The following is a 25,502-nucleotide window of genomic DNA, read 5'->3' on the forward strand; positions in this document are numbered from 1 at the left end:
CTCAATTAACTTATTTAAGGTAACTTCGCTTCCCAAAACATGAAAGTGACCTACTATTAATGGAATTACTCAAGATAGGAGTTTTTGTAAGTATGCTGTCAATGACTCCTATGCTTGAAGCTCAAAATATATCCGGCCTTCAGAAAGAACAGCCTTTACTTCTTTTGGAAGAAAATTTGGAACAACTTTCCATCGGGAATGAGGAAGAATACGGTTGGGAAGATGAATTGGAGGAGTTGTCCCGACGTCTGCAAGAGCCTGTCAACCTCAATGCCGCCACTAAACGGCAATTGGAGCAGTTTCCTTTTCTTACGGATATACAGATAGAGAATCTTCTGGCTTATGTCTATATACACGGACAGATGCAGACCATTTATGAATTGCAACTGGTGGAGGAGATGGATAAACGTACCATCGACCTACTGCTGCCCTTTGTCTGTGTGCGGGCAGTGAAAGCGGGTAGGGGGTATCCTGCTTTAAAATCTATACTGAAATACGGGAAACACGAAACATTGGCACGTTTGGATGTACCGTTCTATATCCGTAAAGGATATGAGAAGAATTACCTGGGACCTTCCCTTTACCATTCTTTGCGCTATAATTTTCATTATGGAGATTATCTCCAAATAGGCGTGACGGGAGAGAAGGATGCCGGAGAACCCTTCTTTGCCCTGCACAACAGAAAAGGCTATGATTACTATTCTTTCTATTTTCTGATAAAGAATCTGGGGCGGCTGAAGGCTTTGGCATTGGGCAATTACCGTCTGAGCTTCGGGCAGGGACTGGTACTTAGTACGGATTTTCGTTTAGGAAAAACATTCTCTATGTCTACAACAGAATATCGTACCGGAGGCATCCGTAAGCATAGTTCTACCGATGAGTACAATTATTTCCGGGGAGTGGCGGCAACGGTGGGAGTATTGCCTTACTTGGATATTTCGGCTTTCTATTCGCATCGCTCCATGGACGGTGTGGTGGAGGATGGCGAGATAACTTCCATTTACAAGACGGGATTGCATCGCACGCAGAAGGAGGCAGATAAAATGAATGCCTTTGCCTTGCAGGTGATAGGTGGAAACATGACCTATGAAAAGAACTCTCTGAAGGTGGGAGTGACGGGGATTTACTATTTTTTCAACCATCCTTACAAGCCTCGGTTGAACAAGTATGCAAAGTACAATCTTCATGGAAGTGATTTCTATAATGTGGGCATGGATTATAGGTATCGTCTGGGCCGTTTTGTCTGGGTGGGGGAAGCGGCAACCGGCAGTAAAGGCTATGCGTTGCTGAACCGGCTGAAGTATAATCTTTCTTCCGATTATCATCTGCTACTTGTTCACCGGTATTATTCATATGATTATTGGACTTTGTTTGGGCGTTCCTTTGGCGAAAGCAGTATGCCGCAGAATGAGAACGGATGGTATCTGGCAGCAGAGGCCACACCTTTCGCCCGGTGGAAGTTTTTCACTTCACTGGATGTGTTTTCTTTTCCTTGGTGGAAATACCGTATAAGTAAGCCCTCAAAGGGAGTGGATGCCATGTTTCAGGTTACTTATACTCCTCGAAAGAGCCTTTCGATGTATTTTAATTATCGGTACAAACAGAAAGAAAGAGACGTGACGGGTACAAGCGGTGCAGTTATCGAACCTATCTATCACCATAAACTCCGTTATCGGCTGACCTATATGCCGGGAAGATATATCTTTCGTACTACAATAGATTATAACCACTTCCGTCAGCAGGATGGGGAAGGGTATCGCTTTGATAGACGGCAAGGTTATCAGTGTACTCAATTTTGCTCGTACACTTTCCCCTTCCCTCTGTCAGTTTCCGTGCAGGGAACCTGGTTTCATACGGACGATTACGATTCGCGTGTTTACGCCTCCGAGTGTGGATTGTTATATACTTTCTATACCCCTTCCTTCTATGGCAAAGGGTTCCGTTACTCCGCTCATCTGCGATATGATTTGAGTAAGAACTTCATGTTTCTTGCCAAATTCGGACAGACGGTTTATCAGGATAGGGAGACGATTGGTTCGGGCAATGATGAGATACCGGGAAATAGGAAAGCGGACTTGCAGATGCAACTGCGTATCAAGTTTTAGAGGAATGATTGATAGCTTTTTTATTTCTTTCTTTATCTTTGTCCGTATGATAATCCAAGGATGAACTCTGGAGTGCTAAGATTAGTAGATACTCGGAGTATTAAATAGTAAATAGTAAATAGTAAATAGTAAATCGTCAAATAGTAAATAGTATGACTGTCATTTATCCATCCCCCATATTCGGTCCCGTTCATTCCCGCCGTCTGGGAGTATCTTTGGGAATAAATTTATTGCCGGCAGACGGCAAAGTATGCACCTTCGACTGTATTTACTGTGAATGTGGCTTCAATGCCGACCATCGTCCCAAACAGCCGTTGCCTACGCGCGAAGAAGTCCGTTCGGCCCTTGAAGCCCGCCTGCGGGACATGCAGCAAAACGGACCTACACCGGATGTACTGACTTTTGCCGGTAATGGAGAACCGACGGCACATCCCCGTTTCCCCGAAATCATAGAAGATACACTTGCCTTGCGCGACAAGTATTTTCCGAATGCAAAGGTGAGCGTACTGAGCAATTCTACCTTTATTCATCGTCCTGCCGTATTCGAAGCTTTGAACAAGATTGACAACAACATCCTTAAACTGGATACGGTGGATGAAGAGTATGTCCGTGTACTTGACCGTCCTACCGGACATTACTCCATCCGGGAGATTATAGAAGGGATGAAAGCGTTCAAAGGGAACTGCATTATCCAGACCATGTTTCTCAAAGGAAGTTATAAAGGACAAGATATGGATAATACATCCGATAAATTTGTTCTTCCCTGGCTGGAAGCTGTCAAGGAGATTGCTCCCCGCCAAGTGATGATTTATACCATCGACCGTGAAACGCCCGACCATGATTTGCAGAAGGCCACTCATGAGGAACTGGATCGCATTGCAGAACGGATACGTGAAACGGGTATACCGGTAAGTGTTTCTTATTAATAATATACTTATGAAATCAATAGCAATTAAAGATTTAAGCGAGAACTTCTTCGAAGTGATAGGCAAAGAGTGGATGCTGGTTACGGCAGGCAGTAAAGAACATTTCAACACCATGACTGCCAGTTGGGGAGGTATTGGCTGGCTTTGGAACAAGCCGGTGGTGTTTGTCTTTATTCGTTCCGAGCGCTATACGTATGAGTTTATGGAGGAGAACGAATATTTCACCCTTTCTTTTTTAGGAAAGGAAAACCGGAGCATTTACAACCTTTGTGGCAGTAAATCGGGTAGGGAAGTGGATAAGGTAAAGGAAACTGGTCTGAATCCTATCGTTACCGAGCGGGGAAACATTCTCTTTGAGCAGGACCGCCTGGGATTGGAGTGCCGCAAGCTTTTCATTACCGATATGAAAGAAGAACTCTTTCTCGACCATTCCGTCTACGAGCGTTGGTATGGCGGTGACCACGGTGGATTGCACCGGGTTTATGTAGCCGAGATTGTAGATGCCTGGGTAAAGGAATAGCTCCTTTACCACAATTTCAAGTCATATTCGGCTTCCACCTTCTCTTCTATTTCATCCGGAAGGGCGGGGAAGAAGTCGATACCTGTAATACGTTCCACTTCGTCCACTGTATTGACGTAGCTGTCCAATGGATGATTGCCTGATGCATTCTTATAAATGAAGCCGATGGCTTTGGGGGGATTGCTGTCTGCACACAGAACGACCTTGAAGAATGCTTCGGGCACTGTAATTTTGTGCTTCTTACCAATGGTACGGTGACGTTGGTCATAGAGAATAGGACCGCATACAATGTATATCTTGCCTTCTTCTTGTGCCCAACGGCGGCATGACTCTTCCAGTTCTTTCCAGTCGCCACGGTTTAGATTGTGGTTCTGCGGGCAAATGTTTGTCATGTAGAAGCTCTCTTGCATGGCTTTCCAGTGCCAGCGGTTGTCACCGGCCGGACACATATGTCCGCGGTCCATGCCGGCTCCTTTGTAGTCATCGGTGGTTACTGCCTCGTGCTCAGGCAGGTCGGGGTCGGGCAGGAACTTGTCTGTACGGCTTTCACGCTCCATCAGTTTTTCGGGAGTGAGTTCCCAGGCTACCCAATTGGGTATCTTTAAATCTTTGTTGTAGGATACTGTGTAGCCTTTCCGCTGGAGAATCTGTTCGGAGACGTTCTTCAGCTTTGCCGGTATTTCAAGGCGTGTGCCTGCCGTGAGTTCTATCTTGGCAGGCGTAGAACTCTTTTGCCTGGCATCCGAAAGTATCTTTGCAACGGGTTCATAGGCAAGGCAGACCGCACATATAAACAATATAAGATAATAGACGCCTTGCGATTGTTTCTTTTTTTTTCGTGCCATGCCGGGATTAGTGTTGGATAATCATTTTGGCCCTTTCCAGTGCCACATTTATGTTCGGACAGATATTTTCTTCGCCCAACAGCTCATAGAAGCCCGATTTTTCCAGTACCTTATGTACCTTTTCATTGACACCGGAGAGCACAATGGTTATTTTTTCCTTTTGGGACATCTCACAAAGGCTTGTCAAGTTGTGGATACCGGTAGAATCGATGAACGGAACTTTACGCATGCGGATGATGCGCACTTTGGGGCGGTCGCCCAGCCGCGCCATGATTTCTTCGAATTTGGTGGCGATGCCGAAGAAGTAAGGACCGTTTATTTCATATACTTCCACATCCTCGGGGATTATCAGGTGCTCGTCATTGCTTGCAATGTCCGATTCTGCATTCGGGTCTATTTCATCTTTGATGACGGATATTTCGGTAGTCTCCATGACGCGGCGCATAAACAGCACGCAGGCAATCACCAGACCTACTTCAATGGCAATAGTCAGGTCGAAGATGACGGTCAGGAAGAAAGTAATCAGCAGTACCGTGACATCCGATTTAGGATTCTTCAATAATGCCTTGAACGTACGCCAACCACTCATGTTATAGGATACTATGACCAGTACACCCGCCAGGCAAGCCATTGGGATATACTGTGCCAGCGGCATGAGGAACAGTAGGATAAGCAGCAATACCACTGCATGCACCATGCCTGCTACGGGAGTTTTTCCTCCGTTGTTGATGTTTGCCATGGTACGCGCGATGGCTCCGGTGGCAGGGATACCGCCAAACAGCGGGGTAGCCATGTTGGCAACACCTTGTGCTATCAGTTCCGTGTTGGAATCGTGTTTGTCGCCTATCACACCATCGGCCACGGTGGCAGACAGCAAAGATTCGATGGCACCCAGTACAGCGATTGTAATGGCTACGGGGAACAAGTTCTTTATCGCTTCCCAATCCAGGGCAGGCATCACGGCATCCGGCAGTTCGGCACGGATGCTGAAACGGTCGCCGATGGTATCGATACAATCAATGCCTCCATATACTTTCATCAGCCAGACTGCCACTGTCACCACGATGATGGCAATAAGTGACCCCGGAATCTTCTTCGAGAACCGCGGTGTAATGGCAATGATGAAGATGCTGACAATACTTACAATCGTGTTCCACCAGTTTACGGTATCGAAATGTCGGAAATAAATCATCCATTTTCCTACAAAGTCTCCCGGAACTTTCTCTCCTCCGAACGTCAACCCGAAAATATCGGCAATCTGCGTAGTGAAGATGGTGACGGCAATACCGCTTGTAAAACCTACGATGATGGGATAGGGGATAAACTTAATGACAGCTCCCAGTTTGAAAACTCCCAGCAGGATGAGCAGTACGCCTGCCATCAGTGTGGCGACAATAAGCCCCGATTCACCGTATTGCTGGATGATGCCATAGATAATGACGATGAACGCACCGGTCGGTCCTCCAATCTGTACCTTGCTCCCACCCATCAGGGAGATGATGAAACCGGCTATGATAGCCGTAATGATACCTTTCTCCGGTGATACGCCGGAGGCGATACCGAATGCAATGGCAAGCGGGAGGGCAACGATACCTACAATGATACCTGCCATCAGGTCTGCCATGAACAGTTCTTTAGAGTAATTTTTTAAAGCCGTGTATAGCTTTGGTCTGAATCCGAACGCTTTCATTATAATCTACTTTTTTATACGTTTTTTTATACAGAATGTAATGTATATATTGCAAATTGCCTGCAAAAGTAGATAAAATAATGGATATTAGTGAACACAACTGTGATGTATTTTGTTTTCCTTATCAGATATGTGCTATTAATTATGTCTGAAATACCTCTTCGGGTTATCGGTGAAGATAGATTCTTTCTATAAGACGATAAATAAATCCGATGGGGCAGAGGTGTGATTATTCCAAACTAAATTCGTAATTTTGTGTTGTTTATAAACAGTACGAACGACATTTATACGTAATTATATTAACTAATAAAAAAAGAGACTATGGCTAAAAGTGTTAAAGGAACTCAGACTGAGAAGAATCTGCTGACTTCATTCGCTGGTGAATCACAAGCAAGAATGCGTTACACTTATTTTGCAAGTGTAGCCAAGAAAGAAGGTTACGAACAAATCGCCGCTATTTTCACAGAAACGGCTGACCAGGAAAAGGAACACGCTAAACGTATGTTCAAGTGGCTGGAAGGCGGTATGGTGGAAATCACCGCTTCTTATCCTGCAGGTGTTATCGGCACTACCCTGGAAAATCTTCAGGAAGCTGCTGCCGGCGAACACGAAGAATGGTCATTGGATTATCCTAAGTTTGCTGATATTGCAGACGAAGAAGGTTTCCCCGAAATCGCTCTTATGTACCGTAACATCGCCATTGCCGAAAAGGGACACGAAGAACGTTATCGCGCTTTTATCCAGAATATAGAGACTGCCAGCGTATTTGCCAAGGAAGGCGAAGTGGTATGGCAGTGCCGCAACTGTGGTTTCATCTACACCGGTAAGGAAGCTCCTCAGGTATGCCCGGCTTGCTTGCATCCGCAGGCTTACTTCGAAGTAAAGAAGTCAAACTATTGATGATAATTTCCTCATAGAGAGAACAAAGTCCCGCAGAGCGAAAGCAAGCTCTGCGGGGCTTTTTGTTTGCTGTGACAGTCATATAGCTTGTAATTGCTGCACATTTGCTGCAGCGTCACTGCAAACAAATTGCAGTGCGACTGCAAAACTGTTGCAGTGCTGTTGCAAATCAATTGCAGTGCTGCTGCAAACCGGTATGCAGTGACGCTGCAAAAAGTATGCAGTCGTTTTGCAGTGGCTGTACAGTACGACAGCAAGCTGTGTATGGCGATGCTGCAGCGGGCAGAGAAGGATTAATAGCCGGTTGTTGGAGATGTAGGGGGATTAATGGTTGCTTGGAACACTATTGAAAGTGCTTCATAACTGTTGGCAGCATCGGTTATTTCAAGCAGTTTCTCCCAGTTGGCTACCGGTTCCGTCTTGTGGTTGATGCGTTTTTCGGCTTTTATTCTTAATGTTCCGTCTTCAGTGGTGGCTTGGACAATGAAAGCGCCGCAGTCGTTTTCTACTTTTACGTTCAGTCTTTCCAGGCCTTCGGGAGAAATTCGATAACCTTCCGGCAGATTGACTGTGATGTCCCATTGGTAACAACGGGGCATCTCCCAATAAATGTCCTCCTTGCGCAGGCGTTGTTCGCCTTTCAGCTCTGGCTGTGACCCTATCAACCGACCTACGGAGAGAACAAAGTTTGTACCCGCTTTCTTTACGTATCCGTCCAGTACATAGTCCACTTGATAGGCAAGTGCCGCACTGTCTGCCCGGTTTCCGATGCTGAAAAGCTGGTAGCCGAGGAGTGTTTCCAGTCCTTCTTCCGAGCCATGATAACCGATGATTTCATTACGGTAACGCTCTTTCTCCTGCTCCCGTTCACGGCGGTAACTTTCGCGCAGGTCGGCATGGAATTTTTCTTTGGTTTCGTCGTAGATGGTGGCTGTAATACCCAGTTGGCGACGAACGGAGTTGTAAAGGTCCTCATCCATAATGAGGTAGGGTTGGAAGTGTTCTTTCAGAGCACCGCTCATCTCTTCCCGGCGGCTGATGTGGAGAGTGGTGCCGCTTATAGAAGCGTTTATGGTAGCCATATCCCGGTTGTCTTGGGGGGTGGTGGAGGGAAGGGTAAGGCATGTGTTGTCTTCCAGTATGGCTTCTTCGCCTTGCAGGCTGGCAGGCACTTCACCGGGAACAGCATAGCAGGCCGGTGGAGTATAGCATTTTCCGTTGGATTCCAGATAGATAAACCAAGTGGTATTGCTGTAGTTGATGAGCTGGTCCAGAGGCTCCCGGGTATCTTTGGTCGTGATTCCTGTCCGGTGGGGAATACCTGCTTTTTCCAGAAGTTCGTGCATCAGCAGGATGAAACTGGCGGGAGTATAGTCTGCACCGTTTTCCATATACCGGTAATAGCAGTATTGGTAGAGGTAGTCCATCAGTTTCTTATCGCTCCATCCTTCGGCTTGACGGGCTTTGAGGGCTTTGGATATTTCGCCTTTCCGTCCGCTGCGCAGACCGGACCAGTTGGTGCCGGGAGCCTTCATGGAGGCACGTGTGTCATCTGTCATCAGTTTTGGATTGGGGTTGGCATATAGTCCCGGCTTGCGGGCGCTGGGTGGCATCCAGGCATAGGGTGTCTTGCTGTTGTAGATGTACATCAGAATCATGGGCGTTTGCCGGGCACTGTTGTACCAGAAGTCGGGAATGACACGTCCGGAGTCTCCGGTATGCAAGTCGAGGATATGGTTTCCTTCGGTATCGGTGCTATGGTCGAAGTTCCTTGCTCCGTTCAGGCAACGGTAGAAAGTGCTCAGCTTGGGGTCTATCTCGCAATGGACGGAATAGGCAAGCAGAGGATAGCTGTCCATAAAGTAAAAACCGAAAGGTTCGGGGTTCTGGTTGTTCAGTATGGTGTATCGTACGAAGAACAAGTCGATGATGTCTCCGATTTCCAGTCCGGGTACGGCCAGCTTGTTCCATTTCTCTTGGATGTTGTGGCTACGTGGGTGGCCGCCTTCATCGGTTTCCATGTACTCCTGCGGGGCTGTTTCCTGAATTGTTCCGTCCGGTTTGATGATGCGCACACCCAGTATACGCTGTTGTTCATTGCGGGTGTAGCGTTCTTTTTCCTGGGAAAGGAAGCTGAACTGTGACATCTCTTCCAGTGCACTTTGGCTGTTGATGTATACCATTTGGCGGTAGATGCTGCGGCAGGTTATCTGTTGTTTGGTCAATCCCATTCCCCACCAGTCCAACTTGGTTTTCCGGGTTACCTCCAGACGGCTGTGTGCGGCAAGGATAACGGCGGGTTCGTTTCTGTATTTCTCGGGTACAGTCATATTTTTAAAGTCGGGCAGGTTCAGCGACCATACTTCATTGCGCACTTCGCTTACGAGCGCAGCATATTTGTCTTCTTCCTTTTGGGCATTTAGTCCCGAAGTGGCAAGTAACATCAGCAGCAGTAGGAAAGAACGTGTTGTTTTCATGGTGATGGCGTTTTATGTTCAATTATTTGTTTAAAGGGTGCTTTGCCGGATTACTATCTGTTCGTTGCAGGCTTTTTTCCATTGTCGCAGGGCATCATTCCAAGCAGGGATAAGAGCAAGTGGAATACGTTTTCTGCGTATCTCCATCACTTTTCGGAAGTGGATATATCCTGCTCCGGCGCGGTAGGAGCAACTGAGGATGCCCTGATTCGTTTCAATGTGAAAGTCTGCAGGCAAATAAGACACGGCATATCCTTGTGGAATATCAATCGTTACCTCGCGTACAATACGGCATCTCCACGGCAGTAGGTAATCCTGCTTGCGGCGGGTGGTGTCAATGGGCTGGTGGAAGAAATCTTCGTGCGGGTCTGCTTCGAGGCAGTACTCTCCATCGGCCGATTGTACGGCAGCGGTATTGTTTATCTGATTGTTTAGCAGGTCTGTCTGCTTCTCCTTGGGGGTGTCATGGTAGAGACTGAGCAGGTATTCCTTGTATTCGCCCGTACTTACGCGGGTGGCGGTGCCTTTCAGGGTAGGGGGATTGCTGTCCGTCATCAAGCGATAGTGATAATTGAGACTGTCCGTAGAGGCGGAGGCATCCTGCTGGGGAAGAGTCAGTATCAGGCAGCTGTCTCCGTTTTCTACCAGTGCTTTTCGGCCTTGTATACCTTGGGGGATGTCTTCGGGCGGTAGGTATCGGTAGGTGGCATCCAGGCAATATCTTTTCCCTTGATGGAAAAGAAGGCAGAAGGCATGGTTGATGGCAGCCAGTGTCGGTACTTCGTCGGGAGAACTGGCGATGTCGTCCGTACCGATATAGGCCATTCGGGCATCGAATCCTTGGGCTTTCAGCAATGTGCGCAGCAGGAGTGCCATTCCCTTGCAGTCGCCGTAACGTTTGCGCAGCACTTCGGCAGGCCGGTCGGGCCGATGTCCTGCCAACCCGTTTTCAAAGGCGATGTAGCGTATGTTCTGCTGTACGTAGGCATAGGTACGGTGTATCTTCTCCAGTTCATCGGTGCATCCGGCAGTAATTTCATCCGTTAGCATTTCGGCTTGGGGGAGAGTGCAGTCCACCTCGGCCAGTCCGTTCAGCCAGCGGTACATATCCTGCACATCCGCAAAGGAACCGGTTACCAGCAGATGGGGATAGAGGCAGTTGTCTGCGGGAGCAGCTTCTTCCTTTCGGGTGGCAGGTACTCCTTTTAAGGTGTAGACAAAAAGGGAATCCCCTTCCTTGTTCACGCTCTTTTCACACCGGATACCGGGACCGAAGTTCTTCTCCACCAGCCGGAAACGGGACAATGCGGCAGGAATGGTGACGGTGATACGTTTCTCGCGGATGAAGTATTCCTCCGGAAAGTAGATACGTGTAAAGTAGCGCAGGTCATGGAAGGTACGGCTGAACTGTACGGCCGCCTTTTTCCCCTGCCGGCTTAGGGAGAGGTTGAAGTAGCAGATGCGGGTATCATCGAAGAATACATTTTCCGGTGTGGCATGGCGGTGGATGGCTTTGGGGGCAAGTACTCCCTTGGCCCTGGCTTCGTCCAGGGAGATGAATTCGCCATAGAACATATGAGGTTGTACGGTAGCTCCCATTCGTGAAGCTTCATATTCGGTCTTTCGGGTGTTTTGTACGATGGGGTTGTTTCCCGGGCCTTCTTTAAAAACATAGCTGTCTTCACAGCAGTTGATGATGATATTGTCGTCCATCGTCTGACTGTAGAGACAGCTTGAGAAAATATACAAAAAAATGAAAGAGAAATATTGTTTCCTCATGATGGAGAGGATTTATGTTTATTTCTTGGCGTGCGGATAGTCTATCGTGTAGTGCAGTCCGCGGCTTTCCTTGCGTTCCATGGCTTGCTTTGTTATCAGGTATCCTACGTTTATCATGTTGCGCAGTTCGCACAGCTCTCGGGTAGCCTTGCTCCGCTTGAAGAGTGCTTCTGTCTCCTCGTAAAGTATGTCCAGTCGGTTCCAGGCACGTGTCAACCGGGTATTGCTGCGGACAATGCCTACGTATGCCTCCATAATCTGGTTCACTTCCTTCATGCTTTGTGTGATGAGGACACGTTCTTCGGTGGAAATGGTACCTTCGTCGTTCCATTCGGGAATGTCTTCGTTGAAGTCATAACGTTCCAGTACGCTCAGCGCGTGTTTGGCTGCCGCGTCGGCATAAACCACGGCTTCAATCAGTGAGTTGCTTGCCAGACGGTTGCCGCCATGCAGTCCGGTGCACGAACATTCGCCGATGGCGTACAGGCGGCGGATGCTGCTCTGTCCGTCCAAATCCACCTTGATGCCACCGCAGAGATAATGGGCGGCGGGGGCTACCGGTATGTATTCCTTTGTAATGTCTATACCGATGCTGAGGCATTTCTTGTATATGTTAGGGAAGTGCTTCTTGGTTTCTTCGGGGTCTTTGTGGGTGACGTCCAGATACACATGGTCCTCACCGCGCTGTTTCATTTCGTTGTCGATGGCACGCGCCACGATGTCACGCGGGGCCAGTGAGAGTCGCGGGTCGTACTTCTGCATGAATTCTTTTCCGTCTTTGGTACGCAGCACGCCGCCATAACCGCGCATGGCTTCGGTGATGAGGAACGAGGGGCGGTCTCCCGGATGGAAAAGGGCTGTGGGATGGAACTGGATGAATTCCATGTCTTTCACTGCTCCCTTGGCACGGTAGACCATGGCAATGCCGTCTCCCGTGGCCACCAGCGGGTTGGTGGTATGGCGGTAAACGGCTTCGCAACCGCCCGTTGCCATGATGGTGACTTTGGAAAGGAAGGTATCCACCTCGCCCGTCGCTTCGTTCAGCACATAGGCACCGTAGCACTTGATGCCGGGGGTGTGGCGGGTAACGATGATTCCCTGGTGATGCTGGGTAATGATTTCCACAGCGTAATGGTCGGTCAGTACGGTGATGTTGGGGTGTTGCTTCACAGCTTCAATGAGGCTGGTCTGTATCTCTGCACCCGTATTGTCCTTATGGTGGAGGATGCGGAATTCGGAGTGGCCGCCTTCTTTGTGCAGGTCAAACTCTCCGTCCTCCTTTTTGTCGAAGTTCACTCCCCATTTGATAAGCTCCTTGATTTGTTCGGGGGCATTGCGCACCACCTTCTCTACGGCTTCACGGTCGCTTATCCAGTCACCCGCAATCATGGTATCTTCGATATGCTTTTCAAAATTGTCTACGGCCAGATTGGTGACAGAGGCGATACCTCCTTGTGCAAAATAAGTGTTTGCCTCTTCCAAACCTGCCTTACAAATGAGGGCTACTGTTCCTTTATGCGCTACTTTCAGCGCAAAACTCATACCGGCAAGTCCGGAGCCGATAACGAGAAAATCGAACTTTCTTACCATAGGTTTTGTGTATTAAACGCCGCAAAGATAGTGTAAACCAAACGTAGAGCAAAATAAGCGGGCTTATTTTTATTTGTTATGTAAGGTATTGTTTCAATACTTCATCCAGGGATTTTTCTTTGGGCAATTCCATGTTCTTGCGCATGCGCGAACGGACTACGTTTACACTATTCCGGTTGATTCCCATGATAAGGGCTATTTCGTCGGTACTTTGGTTCATGCAGATGAGCATGGCCAGCAATTCTTCGTTGCGGGTCAGTTGAGGATAACTTTCGCGGAGCTTGGGCAGATAAGAAGGATGTATGGTGGCAAACGACCGGCGGAATGTGTTCTCATCTTCCCTGCTGAGCAGGCTTTGCACGGTGAGCTGGCGAATGGAGTTGAGGTTATTGGTAGCCATGGCCCGTTCTATTTCTTCCGTCAGTTGTTCGTTGCGGCGGTTCAGGTCTTGCTGCCGGGTAATGAGGGTCTGTATTTCCCGTTTGTTGTTTTCTATAAGCTGGTGGTTGGCCTTCCTTCGGATGATGAAATAGGCTGTAGTGGTGATAAGTAGCAACAGTAATGTAATGGAGATGCAGATGTTGTAGAACAACTGCTGTTGCTGCCATTGCACTTGTGCCGAGAGCAGTTTGTTTTCTTTCTCTTTTTGGTTGGCATCAAACCGGATGTTGGCTGCTGCCACAGCACGTTTCTTTTCGTTATTGTCCAGAGAATCGGCAAACTGTCGGTTACGGATGTAGCAACGAGCAAAATCGTCGTTCATGCCTTTGGCCAGATAGTAATCCATTAATATCTCGTTGGCATCGCGGCCTTCCATGAACTTCATGTTGATGAGGTCTTGTGCAGCCCGGTCTATCAGGTGTATGCCGTTTTGCTCCTTCCCGGTTTGCAGTAAGGCCCGGCCTAGGTGGAGGTTGAGTTGGTATTTGGCCCATTGGGGCATCCGCACGGTATCGGGACAGATGCTAAGGGCAAGTTGCAGTGCTTTTTCCAAAGAGTCGGGATAGTCCAGATAACTGTTTACCGTTTCTACTTTGTTTACGAATACACCCTTAAAGCTGTTTTGTATCATTGACAACTTTTCTCCCAGCCTGAGGTAGTGGAATACAGAGTCCTTTTGATTCATGTTACGAAAGATCTGGGCACGGTAGCGGTACAAGTCTCCCAGTCCGAAGCTGTCTTTCAGCATGGAGTAGTATTGGGCTTTTTTGTTCATTTCCAGGGCCTGGTCGTACATACCCAGTTCGGCGTAGAGATTAGCTTGTTCTCCGTAGGCAATCACTACATTTCCAGGTGCTATGCTGTCGTTGTAAGTGGCTATGGCTTCTTGGTTAGTGGCTATAGCTTTCTCGTATTCGCCACTGAGGTGGTAATAGATGCCCAACCGTGACATTATCCGCAGCATGTTCGGGAAGTTTCCACCTTTCCGGTAGACATCTATTGCTTTTTCCAAAATTTGGATAGCTTTGGGTAGATTGTTTCCGGAGTACATGTAGACACCGCTTATGATTTCTGCCTGCCGGATAAAGTCATTGGCACTGGTACAGACCGGTAACTGGAGGTAGTCTTCTGCCAGTCGGACAGCTTCCGGGTTATTGCCATACAGTTGGTTCAGTCCGGCCTTGAAGCTCAGCAGTTCGTGTGGGCAATGTTCGCGGATGAGGGGATGGTTTCCAATGCTGTCCATATAGTCGATGCCGTCTTTGTATTGTTTGGTGTTTATGTAATTGTTCCCGCAGGCATTAAATATCTTGCGGGCATAGTAAATCAGGGTATCTGTAGTTCCGTTTTTTTCTGCCGATTCCAGGATTTCGGGCAAGGTCTGTTTGGCAAGATCCAACGTTTGTTGCGCTTTGTTTTCGAGTAGTAAGGCATTGATTTGTTGAAGGACATTGTTCCAATGCCTCACTTCGTCTTGTTCCGAAGAGGTGGAGCGGTTGGTGCAGGCTACAGCTACGAGAATCAGAAGTAAAAATGAAAGTTTTTTGGCATTCATATTTTGTGGACTGTTTGTTTTGTAAGGCAAAGATATAATTTCTTAATTTAAAATTTACAACAATAGACTTGTTTTTTGTTTCTTGTTAATTATTTGATAATAAATATAATATGAAATTGTATATCAGATTGTATATCGTATTCTTATGGTTAGGTTGTGCATATTTTGCAAATTTGTATAAAACGATTGTAAATATGTATAATGGTGAAATAAGATACAATGAAAACAAAGAAAACAGTGACACCTTTTAATATGCAGGAGATTGCCAGAGCTTTGCGCGAAATGATTTCGGAAGATTCTCCCAATGCTTCGGAGGCTTTGTTGTCCGGAACTCGTGAGGCTGTATTCCGTGAAATCTTTATTTTTCATTATCCTTCTTTTTTAGAGAAACTTTATCAGTCTATTCCGGAGGTGGATAAGGATGAAGAACTGATATGTATGCTGGTAGCTCTTGGACAGTCTGTAAAGGAGATTGCAGAACTGATTTATTTTTCGCCGGAACGGGTAGAATTGTTATGTGCTTCGGTCTGCCGCAAGCTGAATGTGACGGAAGTTCGAAAAATGGAGATACTAATGAAGAAGTTGTTATCATAAAAATACGTACCTTAGCGGCAAAAATCAGATAAAATGAATCGAATCTTTCATGCGCGCATTGCTATGGGGCAGTATCTGTTTCTCATCCTGATAGGTATTCTCGCCGTCTATATGCTTTGGTACAAGTCTCCGTTCCTGGCTGCTATTTTCATGCTTTGGCTGGTGGTTATTATCGAGAAGCTGATTCATACCACCTATACCGTAACGCCCGACGGGAAGTTGGTGCTGTCCTTCGGCCGTTTCTCCCGGAGTAAGGAAATTCTGATGAAAGACATCACTTCTGTGGAGCGTGCTTCTTCCATGCAGGTAGGGCGGTTTGCGGTGATGCGCTATGTGCTCGTGAAATATGGCGAGGGCAAGTGTGCAGTGCTTCTTCCCGTCAAGGAGGAGGAGTTTATCCGGTTACTGGAGGAACGGAGAGGGTGAGCAATATGGTGTGCCCACGTATGCAATTCCGTTTTAATCTGTCGTTATCGCTTCCATGGTAATGTCTCCTGTGTAGCTTTCCGGAGTTGTTTGTATGAACTTTCCCTTTATCTGTCTTTCCGTAGATGCAGGTAATCTTTGAATCATAAATAAAGCTTAATTTTAGCTCTTCTGTTTGCAGTTTTTCGGATATGGCAGCGTCCATTATGTAAAAGAGAAACGAATATGAATTTGAATTGCGCCATTTTACATGCAGACCCGGAGATTGCCGGAAGGTTGGAAGAGTATATCGACAAGGTTCCTTTTCTCTCTTTGCACGGAAAGTACGGCAATCCTCTTGAAGCGCTGAAGGATTATTATGAGACAAAAGTGGAAGTTTATTTTATCGGCATCTATCCGGTGGAAGAAGGTGAAATCAACGGAATGGATTTTTGCAGGCTCTTGTCCTCGTCCACTCGTGTCATTTTCATTACAGACACCGACCGCTATGCTGCCGAATGTTTCCGTCTGGATGCGTTGGACTATCTGATGGACGGGCTCAATTTCTCCACGTTTTTCCAGTCTGTCAGCAAAGCGGCACGCTGGTTCTCTTTGCAGGATGCAGGTACGTCCGACTCCAAACACAGGCAAGGTCCGGAAGAGGTTCCGAAGGTGATTTACATGCGGTGTGACAACCGCATCATGCGGCTCGACCTGGAACGGATAAACTATATAGAAGGTATGGGCGATTATGTGAAGATTTTCTGTAAAGATTCCCCTAAGCCTATCTTGAGCCTATGCAGTATGAAGTACATGGAGGAAAAACTTCCGGCGAACGAATTTATCCGCGTGCACCGTTCTTTTATTGTCCGCATGGACTGCATCAGCGCCATCGGGCGCAGCACATTGCTCATCGAGCAGAAGGATGTCCCCATTGGCGATGCTTACCGCGAAAGGGTGAAAGGGTATGTGTCCAGGCTGGCAGTGTTGTAATACCCTGTTTTCAGATACTATATACTTTGTTTGTTGGATCTATAGTTCCAGCGTGCTGCATCTATATATGCAACGCGTTGCATATATAGATCCAACAAATGATAATCATTCGGTGTAAAATCCGTGTAATCTGTGGTGAACCGGAACCTTGTATTACTTTAGTTTTGCTCTCGAAATCCTTTCCCCGAACGTCAAGTTCAGATTCAGGCTGAATCGGCTTTCCTGCATCAGATTGCTGCGTGTGTTCAGTTGTTTCCGCCAGGTGGCGCCCAGCGAAAGATAGGAGTACCGGATGGGGAAGCTCGCCCCTACACTGGCTTCCAGATACTGCATCTTCCCGCCTTTCAGGTTGATATAGGAGTTGCCGAAACCTATTCCACCCATCAGCTCGGTGGAACGTGCCAGACGTGGCTTGGTAATGTAGCTGCCTCCCAGGTTCACTTTGTGCTGGTTCTCGTATTTCATGGAAGTGTAGGAGGAGGAGTTGCGGCTCCAGTCCAGGTAGTTGTAGTCGGCGGTCAGCACCCAGCGTTCGGTGGTCATGCTGAGGCCGGTGCCGAGGTGCATGGGCAGATATTGTGTACGGCTGTGGTATCCTTTATCGAGGTTCTCGCTGGTAGATGAGTTGCTGTAAGTCAGTGTATTGTCGTGGCTGATGGGAAGGGAGGGAGCAAATACCAGCCCTGCCGCCCACTTCCGTTGTCCGGTCGCACCCCATTCGTAATGTATGCCGAAGTCCGCATAAAAGGCCCGTTTAGAAGATTCGTACTTTACGACGGCGCTTTCCTGCGTTTCGCTTTGCGTCACTGTGCCCGCTATCATCCCCAGATTGATGCCGACCGACAGTTGCCTGCTCAGTGCAAAGGCATTGGTGACGTAGCACCGGTATAGTCCGCCCGTACCCTCAAAGAGCGAGTAGGTGTAGTTGCCGGGCATTCCCTCTATCTCTTCTTCGGTCTGGATGACATAGCCCACACTGCTGTATGGTGCTGCACCTACAAGGGCATACCAGCGCGGCAGGACACGGAAGCTCATGCTGATGCGGTTGGGGTTGCCGGTGAAGTTGGAGCTGTGTTCGCTCAGAAAGGAGTAGCGGGCATATGAGGCAGATACACCCACATCGAACGTGAAGCAGGCGGTGTCCATGCGGGTGATGGCTGCGGGGTTCAGCGTGTTCAGAAATCCGGTACGGTTCAGGGCGATGCCCGTGTTGCCCATGCCGGCATAACGTCCGCCGTCACCGGCACTCAGTTCGCCCACTCCGTACATGGAGGTGGGCAGGTGGGTGGTGTTTTGTGCCACGGCGGTGAGGCTTGCCGTACACAGACTGCACAGCAGAAGGGGAATCCGGTAATGGCGTTTCATTGCTCGTTGTATATTTTGAATCTTACGTCTAATCTGCATTGGTTTTCTTGTTCGGGGTCGTTGGTGAAGATGACCTGGTTGAAGGTGGTGGTGCTTTCTTCGTCTGTCAGACTCATCAGCAGTTTCTGCCGCTTGATGCCCGAAGTGCCGTAGTTGTTGCGGATGAATTCGGTGAGGTCGAAGGAGTAGTAGGTCTCTTTCCCGTACATCTCGTCGATGGTCAGGTCGCCGGTCTGTACGGTTACGCCGTCACTGCCGTATACGTAGTCCTCCAGCACATTGTTCTCGTCCGTGATATAAAGGCGGATGTCATTGGGAAGCTGGTTCACTTCGTTGTAGCTCCGGGCCAGAGGATAGAGGTAGAGTGTGGCGCTCTCTATGGAGACTATCTGTCCGGCACTTCCGAGGCTGTTGAGGTAGGGGAATTCCAGTTGGTTGTAGTAACCCGTCAATCCCTGCATATAGGCCAGGCAACCCATGTCGCTGGAGTGGACGAGGTTCTCTATTCCGCTTTTCAGGGAAGCAAGGTGGGTGCCGGTGGGGTCGTGCCGGATACCGGTATAGGCATAGTCGGTGTTTACGTTGAAAGTCAGCACTTGTCCGGTACGTTGGTTGGAGACTTCCTGATAGTGGAGGTTGATGCTCATGGCAGAGTCGTTCACCATGAATCCGGTGATACACTGCCCGTCGTTTTCGGGAACAAAGACCAGTCCGGGGAATTTCTTCTTGAACTTGTCTTGGGTATCGAAGTAGTCATCTTGGGCCACGAGGTCATTCAGCAGTTGTTGTCCCCATGAGTCGGGCAGGCGGACGCTTACTTCCTTCTTCCGCCCCGGGCAGGGGGTGAAGGTAAAGCTGAAGAGTGGGGCATCTTCCGTCGGGAGTACGGTGCTGTTGTAAAGGTCCTCGTCGTTGTCCAGCACGATAGGGTTTTTCAGCCGGTAGATGGAGATGCGCTGTTGCGTCAGGGTATCTCCCCAGAAATGGCCCGAAGGTATCATTCGCAGTACGAGGGAGTCGAGGGTATAGGTATAGTCTGTGTTGGGGGTGAAGTCGGACGTGGAGTATTCGGCATAGTAGGTGGCGGATACTTCTCCCCAGGCGCTGCTCCGGTAATGTCCTAGCTGGCAGATGCTGTCGCCCCGGGTCTCTATGGAGTCTAGCAGGATGGTGCTGATGTCTACCGAGCAGGTGTCTGCGTATACATTATAGAAGGAGCTTTCCACGAGGCTCTTTCCAAGCTGCGAGTTCTCGTCCTGGCAGGCGCAGAAGATAGCGAGGACTGCGAATAAGCTGTACAATGACTTCTTCATTTCTGTTCTTTTAGTTGGCGGCAAAGGAAAGGCAAAACTTTTATATCTTCCTACAAAAATCGGCGTTCGGACGGTTTTTATCGGTAAAGGCGTTTAACGGGAATTTCGGACTGTTCGTCGGTTATTTTTGTCGGTGTGGTTGCGGTGGTTTACTTTTGCGAACAGACAAAAAGGACCTCCCGCAGCTTCTTGTTTTGGAAAGTGGGAAGTATAAAGCTTAATCATTAAAAAAACAATAAACAATGAACAGACTATTGGTAGGAATAATGTTGCTGGCCATCGTGTGCATTGCCGGCAGTTGTACGGACGAGGATGAATACACTCAGGGGCAGTGGATGAAGAAAGCCAGCTATAACGGTGTGTACCGCGCTTATGCCTCCGGCTTCACCATCGGCAATTATGGATATTTGTGTGGCGGCTTCTACGGAGCGAACAAGGATTACCTGAACGACCTTTGGGAGTATGACATGAGCCGGAACAGCTGGACGCAGTGTGCCGACATGCCCGTTGCCGGGCGCAAGGCTGCCGTGGGCTTTGCCGTGAATGGCAAGGGATACATTACGACCGGTTCCGTAAAGGACGGCTCCTCGTCCTACTGTGTAGCAGATACCTGGGAGTATGACCCTGCCACGGATACCTGGACACGGAAAGACGACTTCAAAGGTGGAGTACGCGATGGTGCCCTGGCTTTCAGTATAGGCGGATATGGCTATGTCGGTACGGGCTGCAACAGCGACGCTACCGGCAGCGAGAGTGCCTACAAGATGGACTTCTACCGTTTCAACCCCAATGGCGCCGAAGGTTCGCAATGGGAAGCGGTGAGCGGGTATGGAGGCGAGAAGCGCTACTTCGGTACGGCATTCGTCATCGACGAGGTGGCCTACATCTGTTGCGGGCGAAACAACAGTACCGATCTGGTGGATTTCTGGAAGTTCGACGGAAGCAACTGGACCCAGTTGCGTGACATTGCCGATACGGACTCCGACAATGACTATGACGATGACTACGCCATCACACGGTCCGAAGCCGTATCCTTCGTCATCGGTGGAAGGGGATTTGTGGCTACGGGAATACGTAACAGCACTTCCTTGAGCAGCGACTACTGGCTGTACGACCCTGACAAGGACTTATGGTACGGCGATTCCGATGACGACTTTACCCCCATTACAGATGTACATAATTATCCTTCCGGTGCTTCTTCGCGCAGGGCTGCCGTTGGTTTCTCTACCGGCGAACGTGGTTTTGTGCTGACGGGAACAAGTGGTACCAGCTACTTTGATGATGTGTACGAACTTCTACCCGATGAGGAAGAGGAAGTCTGATTCGCCCCATAACTGAACGGAACTTATGAAGCTGATGTTTATTATGATAAAGATAGGTGTACCGGCTGTGATGGCGGTATGCCTTTCTTGCTGTTCGGGTCATACTGCCGGCGGTGGCAATGAGTTGAAATGCCGGGTGATGGAGGTGGAAGGCGGTTACGGCTACGTGGTGCTGCATGGAGCCGATACCCTGATATATCAACCTTTTATACCTGCTTTGAGCGGTCGCCTGCCATTTGCAACAAAGGTGGAAGCGCTGGCGGCCGGTCGGCTGGTATGCCGTAAGCTTGCCGATGGGCAAGCTCCGGCATTGAGCAGGGAGGAGGTGGAGTCTTGTCTGACAGACACCGGACTCTAATCTTCTAAAGAATCCTTTACTTCGTGATGTATTTCCGAGCAGTCATAAGGGTATCTCTGCATGAATTTACCCCTGAGTACCTTCTTTGTATCGCTACCGGGACGTGAAAGAGTGGCGGTGAATGTCACTTGAAGCCGTTTGTAGTAGATGGTTGAAGTGTATATGTTCCATCTCATACCTACTATGTCTACTTCAAAATGTTTATATCTCAGTTCGTCTTCTTTGTAATACTTGCCTTGGTTGATGAAGAATAACAGTTGTTGTCCCATGATTATTTTTCCGTCTTCTATGTGGTTGGGCAGATAGATGCTACGTTTCTCCGGGTCTATGCTTTTGAAGGTTTCATCAGAGTGCCCATCGGGTATGAATGCGTATTCTGTCCATTTATTGATGAATGGATAGTAGTCATGCTTGTCGGTTGTGTTTCCCAGATTTTCATTTTTATAGGTACTCTTATCAGGTCCTGTTCCGGCTTCTTTCACTCCGTCACCTTCTTCCACGCTGTATTCGATGGACTCTATCTGATAGAAGTTAGTGCACGGTTCTTGGTGTATGATGATTTGTTCCTTGTAGAGTCCCGTTTTCATCTCAAGGTTGATGATGAGGCTACGGGATTCACCTAAGTCAAAGTTGTCTTTAAAGTGCAGGATGAGATGGCTGTCGGTGTCCCGTTCCAAGTCCCACCATTTATAATGCAGGCTTCCCGTACCTTCCAGTTGTGGGAGCTTGTTGCCATCCATCATGAGGTCTCCCCATGGGGTGGTGATGGAGGTTATGCGCCAGTCGCCGCGTGTTAGGTCTATCTGCAGGGTAGAGGCTTCGCCCTTCACGGTAGTTTCCTGAAAGGGCGAGAGGCGGATTTCATCGCTATCATTGCAAGCCGTCAGGCCGCAAAGGAAAAGAGCGAACAAAAGGATGGATTGGAATAAGTCAGTCGTTTTCATGTTGATTATTATTTGATTTATGTCCATTGGACGTGGCATTCTTTATAAATGCTGCACGACAAAGATAATTATTTCCTCTTTACGCTGTATTCTCCGAAAGAAAGAAGTACTCTTTTTTGCCGGATAATACGGGTTTTATTAACTTGCGCACAAATTATCGCTAATCATTAACCACTAACCATTAATTCCATGAAATACCAAGTTGCCATTATCGGTGGAGGTCCTGCGGGATATACTGCTGCCGAAGCTGCCGGAAAAGCAGGATTGAGTGTCGTACTATTTGAGAAGCAGAGTCTCGGTGGAGTGTGCCTGAATGAAGGGTGTATCCCTACCAAGACCTTGTTGTATTCGGCCAAGACCTATGACGGAGCCCGCCATGCTGCAAAGTATGCGGTCAGTGTGCCCGAAGTATCGTTCGATTTGCCCAAGATTATTGCTCGCAAGCAGAAGGTAGTGCGCAAGCTGGTATTGGGAGTCAAAGGAAAGCTGACTGCCCATGGTGTGACGATTGTCAGCGGAGGGGCCACAGTGACGGACAAGAATCATGTGGAGTGCGGCGGAGAAACCTACGAATGCGATAACCTGCTGCTCTGCACCGGTTCCGAAACCTTTGTCCCTGCCATTCCCGGCATAGACAAAGTGTCCTATTGGACTCATCGTGATGCACTGGATAACAAGGAACTGCCCGCTTCGCTTGCCATCATCGGCGGCGGTGTCATCGGTATGGAGTTCGCTTCTTTCTTCAACAGCCTGGGAGTGCAGGTAACCGTCGTCGAGATGCTGGACGAGATACTGGGAGGCGGTATGGACCGAGAGCTGGCGGGTATGCTCCGTGCAGAGTACGCTAAGCGGGGAATCAAGTTCATGCTGAGTGCAAAAGTAGTGTCTGTCATGCCGGATACTGCCGAAGCTTCTTCCCTTATCCAGGTGAATTATGAAACAGCCGACGGTCCCGGTTCCGTCGTTGCCGAACGGCTTCTGATGAGTGTCGGGCGCCGTCCGGTAATGAAAGGCTTCGGATTGGAGAATCTGGGCTTGGAAAGAACGGAGCGCGGAAATGTCTTTGTCAACGGACAGATGCAGACTTCAGTTCCCGGAGTATATGCTTGCGGCGACTTGACGGGATATTCCTTGCTGGCGCATACAGCCGTCCGCGAGGCGGAAGTAGCCATACATTCCATCATTGGCAAGAAGGACACTATGAGCTATCGTGCCATCCCCGGCGTAGTGTATACCAATCCCGAAATAGCCGGTGTGGGCGAGACAGAAGAATCCCTGCAGAAGAGAGGCGTTGCCTATCGTGCTGTGAAGTTTCCGATGGCGTACAGTGGTCGCTTTGTAGCAGAGAATGAAGGAGTGAATGGCGTCTGCAAGTTACTGTTGGGCAGTGACGATACCGTATTGGGGGCACATGTCTTGGGTAATCCCGCTTCGGAAATCATCACGCTGGCAGGCATGGCTATTGAACTGAAACTTACTGCCGATGAATGGAAGAAGATTGTCTTTCCGCACCCCACGGTGGGAGAGATATTCAAGGAGGCATTGTAGAACCCATGACTATTGTTTCATATAAACATAAAAGATGAAAACCGTAAAGCTAATCACCTGCGACGATGCCTTTCAGGCACATGTTATTCAGGGTGCCTTGAAGAATGAGGGCATTGCGTCTGTTTTGCATAATGAAAACATGTCTTCCGTGATGCGCGGATATGTCCGTGATGTCACGGGAGTGGATATATTTGTCTATGAGGACGAATATGACAATGCCCTCCGTCTGCTTGAACGGAACCAGATGATTCCGGAACAGTTGAGGTACTGCCCCCATTGCGGTTCGGATGAGATTAAGTTTGTGCTGAAGAAGAGCCATCGGGTGCGTGCTGTGGTGGCTGCTGTTATTGCGGCATTGTCGGCCGCACCTCCGGGCACTGAGCATTGGGAGTATGTATGCAGGAAGTGCGGCACTCATTTTGAGAAGCCGGTGGCGAAAGGAACAGTTGAAGAATAATCAGGTGTTTATTCTTTTAACCGCTTTTCAATCCAGTCCCGGTTTTTACGTCCCAATCGGCTTTCCGCAAAATCCAGGAAAGCCGATGTGTCTGTTATATGGGCTTGGATGACACCTGCCAGAAAGTTGAAGAAAGGTTCTTCACCCACTCGGACAAGCAGGTCGGCGAGTAGTACTGACCCTTTCCTATAGAGGGCAAGATGCGCTTCGCGGTCGTTGCGGTCAATACCCCAGATAGGACGGATATGGCGTGTTTCCTTACGGTAGGCGTCGATGTAAGCGGCATAGGCTTTTTCGCCGCGGGCGTGGCGTATGTATTGCAAAGCACTGAATTCGGCAAAAGATTCGTTCAGCCAGTCGTGCCAAGATTCCACCGGAGCCTTGTTCCACCAGAAGTGGCCGATTTCGTGGGCGGTGTTCTTGAGTACATATTCATTGAATGTTCGGGAACTGAGCATAATGAAATTTTTACGGCTGTACCCTCCTGAGGTGCCGGAAGCTGAAAGCAGGAATTTCATGTAAATATCCTCATCTCCCGCAATTTTATAAAGGCGTCGGAAGAATTTCAAGGCATTGTGGCAACATTGAAGTGCCGAGTCTGCACCGGCATCCGGGAAGTCTGTATAGATAAGTTCAATGGTAGTTCCGTTATCATTGATGCGGCGGCTTTTCAGCATGGGTGAAGCCAGGATAACATTGTCGAAATTCTCCCAAGGTTGCTCCATTTCCCATATCCCTTCTTCTGTATGGGAAATAATACCTGAGCCGCTCACCGTATAACCGTCAGTGATGCCGATTCGTAAGTGCGAATAATCTGCCCGGTTACCGTTGCAGACAGGATACCATCCCGTATAGTAACCAAGTTCAATCCAATGGTCATTGAATGATTTTGCAGGGCCCTGCACTTCCTGCATGTAGAGTGTGTAACGGGTATTTATGCGGCAGCGGTCATCGGCTCCTGCCGGCCGGTAGAGGGTCAAGGTCCGTCCGTCGGGAATGAATTGGGCAGGTGCTGGGGCAAGCGTATCGAAACGGTAGGTTATCTCCCGGCTGCTGTGGCGTAGTGTGTCGATACGGGCATGGCGCCATAGTACCAACGAGATTGAGTCACTGTCATGGAAATCGACTTCAAACGAACCGCCAACTTCGACTTGTCGGTTCGGTACATCAATCTGTACGGTTAAGTCATAACTGACAATGCGCGGAGATTCTTGTGCCCGAAGCATGGGGGAGAAAAGGAGGCATATTGTAAAGCTGGCAATTGTAAGTTGTAGTTTCATGGTACATCAATTTTAGAGTGATAGTAACTGGGAGATTTTGCCTATGCAATCTATGCAAAAGTAGTATTTTTAAAGGAATATTAAGATGGATGGCT

General features: G+C 48.6%; 22 protein-coding genes. 12 read left to right on the forward strand and 10 right to left on the reverse strand.

Annotated features, from left to right (window positions below; genetic code table 11):
* Nucleotides 1-59: 59 nt before the first annotated feature.
* The 3 genes from DXD78_RS14345 to DXD78_RS14355 all read left to right on the forward strand — a co-directional run bounded on the left by DXD78_RS14345 (nucleotide 60) and on the right by DXD78_RS14355 (nucleotide 3,551).
* A complete protein-coding gene (locus tag DXD78_RS14345; protein WP_117652793.1) occupies nucleotides 60-2,105 on the forward strand; it encodes a helix-hairpin-helix domain-containing protein in 2,046 nt (681 codons plus the stop codon).
* A gap of 152 nt (nucleotides 2,106-2,257) precedes the next feature.
* Entirely contained in the window at nucleotides 2,258-3,031 is a 774-nt protein-coding gene (locus DXD78_RS14350) for a radical SAM protein (protein ID WP_009037516.1), read from the forward strand.
* Between the two features lie 10 nt (nucleotides 3,032-3,041).
* Nucleotides 3,042-3,551 (forward strand): flavin reductase family protein, encoded by a 510-nt coding sequence (locus DXD78_RS14355; RefSeq protein WP_009037517.1) that lies wholly within the window; start codon nucleotides 3,042-3,044, stop codon nucleotides 3,549-3,551.
* Nucleotides 3,552-3,556: 5 nt separating this feature from the next.
* Here DXD78_RS14355 and DXD78_RS14360 read toward each other — a convergent pair whose 3' ends face one another.
* Both DXD78_RS14360 and DXD78_RS14365 read right to left on the reverse strand, forming a co-directional pair.
* Nucleotides 3,557-4,396, reverse strand: a complete 840-nt coding sequence (locus tag DXD78_RS14360) for a DNA/RNA non-specific endonuclease (protein ID WP_009037518.1) — start codon at nucleotides 4,394-4,396, stop codon at nucleotides 3,557-3,559.
* A gap of 7 nt (nucleotides 4,397-4,403) precedes the next feature.
* Nucleotides 4,404-6,086 (reverse strand): SulP family inorganic anion transporter, encoded by a 1,683-nt coding sequence (locus DXD78_RS14365; protein WP_005825218.1) that lies wholly within the window; start codon nucleotides 6,084-6,086, stop codon nucleotides 4,404-4,406.
* A gap of 321 nt (nucleotides 6,087-6,407) precedes the next feature.
* Between DXD78_RS14365 and rbr the strand changes: the two genes are divergently transcribed.
* Both rbr and DXD78_RS21075 read left to right on the forward strand, forming a co-directional pair.
* Nucleotides 6,408-6,986 carry a rubrerythrin gene (gene rbr, locus DXD78_RS14370; RefSeq protein WP_005825226.1) on the forward strand — a complete coding sequence of 193 codons (579 nt, stop codon included), beginning with the start codon at nucleotides 6,408-6,410 and terminating at the stop codon, nucleotides 6,984-6,986.
* A 156-nt stretch (nucleotides 6,987-7,142) separates the two neighbouring features.
* A complete protein-coding gene (locus DXD78_RS21075) occupies nucleotides 7,143-7,283 on the forward strand; it encodes a hypothetical protein (protein ID WP_155270091.1) in 141 nt (46 codons plus the stop codon).
* Here the strand turns inward: DXD78_RS21075 and DXD78_RS14375 are convergent.
* The 4 genes from DXD78_RS14375 to DXD78_RS14390 form a co-directional block, all read right to left on the reverse strand.
* Nucleotides 7,280-9,463: a DUF3857 domain-containing protein gene (locus DXD78_RS14375; RefSeq protein ID WP_009037520.1), complete on the reverse strand. Its 2,184-nt coding sequence runs from the start codon at nucleotides 9,461-9,463 to the stop codon at nucleotides 7,280-7,282. The genes DXD78_RS21075 and DXD78_RS14375 overlap by 4 nt on opposite strands.
* 30 nt (nucleotides 9,464-9,493) lie before the next feature.
* Nucleotides 9,494-11,242: a transglutaminase domain-containing protein gene (locus DXD78_RS14380; RefSeq protein ID WP_034525438.1), complete on the reverse strand. Its 1,749-nt coding sequence runs from the start codon at nucleotides 11,240-11,242 to the stop codon at nucleotides 9,494-9,496.
* Between the two features lie 18 nt (nucleotides 11,243-11,260).
* On the reverse strand, nucleotides 11,261-12,832 hold the full coding sequence (gene nadB, locus DXD78_RS14385) for an L-aspartate oxidase (RefSeq protein WP_005825234.1): 1,572 nt from the start codon (nucleotides 12,830-12,832) through the stop codon (nucleotides 11,261-11,263).
* A 76-nt stretch (nucleotides 12,833-12,908) separates the two neighbouring features.
* Entirely contained in the window at nucleotides 12,909-14,828 is a 1,920-nt protein-coding gene (locus tag DXD78_RS14390) for a tetratricopeptide repeat protein (RefSeq protein WP_009037522.1), read from the reverse strand.
* 219 nt (nucleotides 14,829-15,047) lie between these two features.
* Between DXD78_RS14390 and DXD78_RS14395 the strand changes: the two genes are divergently transcribed.
* From DXD78_RS14395 to DXD78_RS14405, 3 genes are all read left to right on the forward strand, one after another.
* Nucleotides 15,048-15,422, forward strand: a complete 375-nt coding sequence (locus DXD78_RS14395; protein WP_009037523.1) for a hypothetical protein — start codon at nucleotides 15,048-15,050, stop codon at nucleotides 15,420-15,422.
* 33 nt (nucleotides 15,423-15,455) lie between these two features.
* The gene (locus DXD78_RS14400) at nucleotides 15,456-15,848 is read left to right on the forward strand and encodes a PH domain-containing protein (protein ID WP_005833977.1); all 393 of its coding nucleotides are present in this window, start codon (nucleotides 15,456-15,458) and stop codon (nucleotides 15,846-15,848) included.
* Nucleotides 15,849-16,073: 225 nt separating this feature from the next.
* Complete coding sequence (locus DXD78_RS14405) at nucleotides 16,074-16,820, forward strand: LytTR family DNA-binding domain-containing protein (RefSeq protein ID WP_008662289.1); 747 nt, start codon at nucleotides 16,074-16,076, stop codon at nucleotides 16,818-16,820.
* Between the two features lie 153 nt (nucleotides 16,821-16,973).
* Here the strand turns inward: DXD78_RS14405 and DXD78_RS14410 are convergent, their stop codons facing one another.
* Both DXD78_RS14410 and DXD78_RS14415 read right to left on the reverse strand, forming a co-directional pair.
* Nucleotides 16,974-18,185, reverse strand: a complete 1,212-nt coding sequence (locus DXD78_RS14410; protein ID WP_009037524.1) for a hypothetical protein — start codon at nucleotides 18,183-18,185, stop codon at nucleotides 16,974-16,976.
* Nucleotides 18,182-19,498 (reverse strand): DUF4270 family protein, encoded by a 1,317-nt coding sequence (locus DXD78_RS14415; protein WP_009037525.1) that lies wholly within the window; start codon nucleotides 19,496-19,498, stop codon nucleotides 18,182-18,184. The genes DXD78_RS14410 and DXD78_RS14415 overlap by 4 nt, the downstream gene beginning before the upstream one ends.
* 242 nt (nucleotides 19,499-19,740) lie before the next feature.
* Here DXD78_RS14415 and DXD78_RS14420 point away from each other — a divergent pair, with 242 nt between their 5' ends.
* Both DXD78_RS14420 and DXD78_RS14425 read left to right on the forward strand, forming a co-directional pair.
* Nucleotides 19,741-20,820 (forward strand): kelch repeat-containing protein, encoded by a 1,080-nt coding sequence (locus DXD78_RS14420; protein WP_005825248.1) that lies wholly within the window; start codon nucleotides 19,741-19,743, stop codon nucleotides 20,818-20,820.
* A 25-nt stretch (nucleotides 20,821-20,845) separates the two neighbouring features.
* On the forward strand, nucleotides 20,846-21,178 hold the full coding sequence (locus tag DXD78_RS14425; protein WP_005825250.1) for a DUF4907 domain-containing protein: 333 nt from the start codon (nucleotides 20,846-20,848) through the stop codon (nucleotides 21,176-21,178).
* Here DXD78_RS14425 and DXD78_RS14430 read toward each other — a convergent pair.
* Nucleotides 21,175-22,122 (reverse strand): hypothetical protein, encoded by a 948-nt coding sequence (locus DXD78_RS14430; protein ID WP_117652800.1) that lies wholly within the window; start codon nucleotides 22,120-22,122, stop codon nucleotides 21,175-21,177. The two genes, DXD78_RS14425 and DXD78_RS14430, sit on opposite strands and share 4 nt — an antisense overlap.
* Nucleotides 22,123-22,311: 189 nt before the next feature.
* Between DXD78_RS14430 and lpdA the strand changes: the two genes are divergently transcribed.
* Both lpdA and DXD78_RS14440 read left to right on the forward strand, forming a co-directional pair.
* Entirely contained in the window at nucleotides 22,312-23,670 is a 1,359-nt protein-coding gene (gene lpdA / locus DXD78_RS14435) for a dihydrolipoyl dehydrogenase (RefSeq protein ID WP_009037529.1), read from the forward strand.
* A 34-nt stretch (nucleotides 23,671-23,704) separates the two neighbouring features.
* On the forward strand, nucleotides 23,705-24,127 hold the full coding sequence (locus DXD78_RS14440; RefSeq protein WP_005825260.1) for a DUF2007 domain-containing protein: 423 nt from the start codon (nucleotides 23,705-23,707) through the stop codon (nucleotides 24,125-24,127).
* A gap of 8 nt (nucleotides 24,128-24,135) precedes the next feature.
* On the opposite strand, the gene DXD78_RS14445 is transcribed toward DXD78_RS14440, so the two are convergent.
* Nucleotides 24,136-25,407: a M1 family aminopeptidase gene (locus tag DXD78_RS14445; protein WP_009037530.1), complete on the reverse strand. Its 1,272-nt coding sequence runs from the start codon at nucleotides 25,405-25,407 to the stop codon at nucleotides 24,136-24,138.
* Between the last annotated feature and the right edge of the window lie 95 nt (nucleotides 25,408-25,502).

The organism is Bacteroides sp. D20 (assembly GCF_003436255.1).
In the GTDB taxonomy this organism is placed as follows: Bacteria; Bacteroidota; Bacteroidia; order Bacteroidales; family Bacteroidaceae; genus Bacteroides; species Bacteroides uniformis.